At 39.0% G+C, this 2,609-nt stretch carries 3 protein-coding genes; 2 read left to right on the top strand and 1 reads right to left on the bottom strand.

From position 1 onward, the window contains the following. Nucleotides 1–45: 45 nt before the first annotated feature. The gene (tnpA, locus tag D5018_RS21140) at nucleotides 46–495 is read right to left on the bottom strand and encodes an IS200/IS605 family transposase (protein ID WP_121840945.1); all 450 of its coding nucleotides are present in this window, start codon (nucleotides 493–495) and stop codon (nucleotides 46–48) included. 248 nt (nucleotides 496–743) lie between these two features. On the opposite strand from tnpA, the gene D5018_RS21135 reads away from it, so the two are divergent. Together D5018_RS21135 and D5018_RS21130 are read left to right on the top strand one after the other, a co-directional pair. Further along, nucleotides 744–1,178, top strand: coding sequence for a hypothetical protein (locus D5018_RS21135; protein WP_121840944.1), 435 nt, complete (start codon nucleotides 744–746; stop codon nucleotides 1,176–1,178). A 99-nt stretch (nucleotides 1,179–1,277) separates the two neighbouring features. Continuing rightward, nucleotides 1,278–2,351 (top strand): protein-tyrosine phosphatase family protein, encoded by a 1,074-nt coding sequence (locus D5018_RS21130; RefSeq protein WP_165905149.1) that lies wholly within the window; start codon nucleotides 1,278–1,280, stop codon nucleotides 2,349–2,351. The last annotated feature ends 258 nt before the right edge of the window (nucleotides 2,352–2,609 follow it).

The following is a 2,609-nucleotide window of genomic DNA, read 5'->3' as shown; positions in this document are numbered from 1 at the left end:
TCTCACCTTCGGCTCGACTTCGCTTCGCGAAGCGGGGTATTTATCTCAGAACAACGTTAACTGGTGATCTTTATGTAGCGCTTTGTACTTATCACCTTTTCCTTGGTTTTTGACATAATTTGCTATCATCGATTCATCACCATGCTTTCCGACCTTACTTGCAAAATAACCATCACTCCAGAATTCACCACCCCACAACATCTTTTTGACTTGAGGGCATCTCTTAAAGACTTCTCTGGCTGTAATACTTTTCAACTTCTGGACAATATTTTTCACACTATAAGTCGGGACTGACTGAACTAGGAAATGAACATGATCTTTGTCTGTTCCTATTTCTAAGAACTTAAGTTCATATCTTAGCTCTATTTCTAGACAGACTTGTTTCAGTTCTTCGTCAACTGATTCATCAAAAACTGCCCTTCTGTATTTTGCTGGGAAAACTAGGTGATATAACAAAACAGTTACGTTATGACTCTTGTGTATAAACTCACTCATTCACCTAATTTCGCAGCAAGCTGCGGGGAATAAAACCCTCAGAGATTTAAAATATCTCTAGCTAAAAATTAGAGCTAGCGAATTCGGCTTCTTTCTGTCTTATTTTTGTTAAAAATAGTACTAAGTTATCAGCCAGTTACAAGGCGTACTGGTAAGTCATATAACTTATATAGTTTTTGCATTTCTCATTTTAACACTTTCATGTCAGCCTGCTTAAATCCCATCTTAGATTGTCAATAGGTTTAAGTATGAGTGGGTTAATTACAGCCATAACCACAAAAGTAGCTGAGATAAAACATTACTACTTCCCTACAGCAATTGAGGGTAAAAACCTTCCCCCCTTAATTTGGAATAAAGGAAATGATCGATTACTCAGTGAATATACAGATGCACACCACACTTTCATCACTAACGCCATGAGAGATAATGGTATTCAAGATGGAGATGATAAATGGCTTGTTAGAGTTAAATTACCAATAAAAGGAGCCTCAAGATGGAGCGCAACTCACTTTAGTGAGTTTGATATTTATTTTAGTGATACAGATAGAGGGCGTGATGCGGATAGAATTGCAGTTGCTTCATTTATAAGCCGTTACTCTTTAACAAAGAAGACAATAGGGGCTTCGTTACACACACAATTTTTAAATTTTGTTCCTGATAACTCTTCTACAGGAAGCCAATAGGTAGCAATTCAATAGATGCCAATGATGTTATCCATTATAAGCGAAGCGGATAACTTTAAATTACATTCACTCAAATTTTATACAACTTAGATTATGGAAATGCAGCCTGAAACGCTTTCACATCAGCAACTACAGCCTAGCTATCGTTTATCAGGTCAGTCCCTAGCTCACCCTGAGCAAAGCCCAGAAGTTTATCTAAGCTCAAGCCTTCCTAGTGCACAGCTAAGCCAATCGTTTGTTGCAAGTCCAGCTCAACCAAGTGAACAACACTCTCGCTTTTCCACATTTCTCAGTACCCCTGCTGCACAAGGTTATCCAAAAGCCGTTCACCTTGGGTACTGCTTTATTCCTCCCCCTATGTCAGAATCAGACGTTGAGCCAAAGCAAAGAGAAGATACAAACACGACACAACATTGTCGTGCACGAGTCAGGTTAATAAGGCCGGCCTATCCATTATTCACCGACATTCTTATTGCAGAGCACACTTCTGTCCCCATAAAAACCTTCAGAAGCAGTGCTGCTGAAAAAGGCTTGATTTCAGCTAACTACGTTAATGTTCCCAATTTTGGTCGAATTATCGCTTCGGAGCATCCATCTACCACTAAAGAACCATTTGAACTTTTCTGGAAAATGGTTATGCAAACTAACACACAAATAATTTGGGATTTATCAGGAACACCCGATACAAAAATCCCCTACTACCCTGATGGCAATGGTCAAAAAATATTGATGGGATCTATAACCGTCACAAAAATCGAAACAGGAGTTTACTTCCATAATTATGAAATTGAAGACAGTCGCCGTTCACGTCATTACGTGAACCGATATTGCTTAAACGATTGGGCCGATGGACAAAGCTACCCTTTAGACAAGTTTAACGTTTTGCTTGATAACATTAATAACTGCCTGCCTGAGTGTCCTCATATGCTTATCCATTGCATGGGTGGCATTGGTCGAACAGGGGTAGTGCTAGTGGCTTTATCTTTACTTGAATATCGAGATAAGCTGATTGAGCTCCCTCAAACTATAGAAAAGCTTGTTGATTCAAAAATCACTCTAATACGGTTTGAGCGCTCCCCCAGAATCGTAGAGCGCCTGAGCCAAAGACAAATGCTAATAGATTTAATAGAAGAGTGGCAAGAAAAAGTAAGAATAAGAAGTAGCTATGTTTGAAAAACTTCGACTCTAGAGGCCGAACATTACCGCCAAGCCTACGGCTATTAAAATGTTAGAAGCTCAAAGTTTAAAAGGGAGTCAGTTTACTTTTATTGAACATTCATTTCTTGCATCAATACATTAATGAACATTTGTTTAACACATATGAGCCCCCTGCTAGTCAATAGGCACTAAAAATCTTTCTGACTTCGTAGAAGTCAGTGCCTTTGGTGCTTTTTACAATACCTCTTACTTCGGCTGTCTTGGTCGCCATTA

This window comes from Parashewanella curva (genome assembly GCF_003675895.1).
Taxonomy (GTDB): Bacteria; Pseudomonadota; Gammaproteobacteria; order Enterobacterales; family Shewanellaceae; genus Parashewanella; species Parashewanella curva.
Note: the sequence above shows the minus strand (reverse complement) of the source record. Positions and strands in the feature narration are given on the sequence as shown.

What these genes read in the sequence shown, in the direction of transcription:
- tnpA (WP_121840945.1), bottom strand. Translation starts at nt 495, where the DNA reads ATGAGTGAGTTTATACACAAGAGTCATAACGTAACTGTTTTGTTATAT.
- D5018_RS21135 (WP_121840944.1), top strand. Translation starts at nt 744, where the DNA reads ATGAGTGGGTTAATTACAGCCATAACCACAAAAGTAGCTGAGATAAAA.
- D5018_RS21130 (WP_165905149.1), top strand. Translation starts at nt 1,278, where the DNA reads ATGCAGCCTGAAACGCTTTCACATCAGCAACTACAGCCTAGCTATCGT.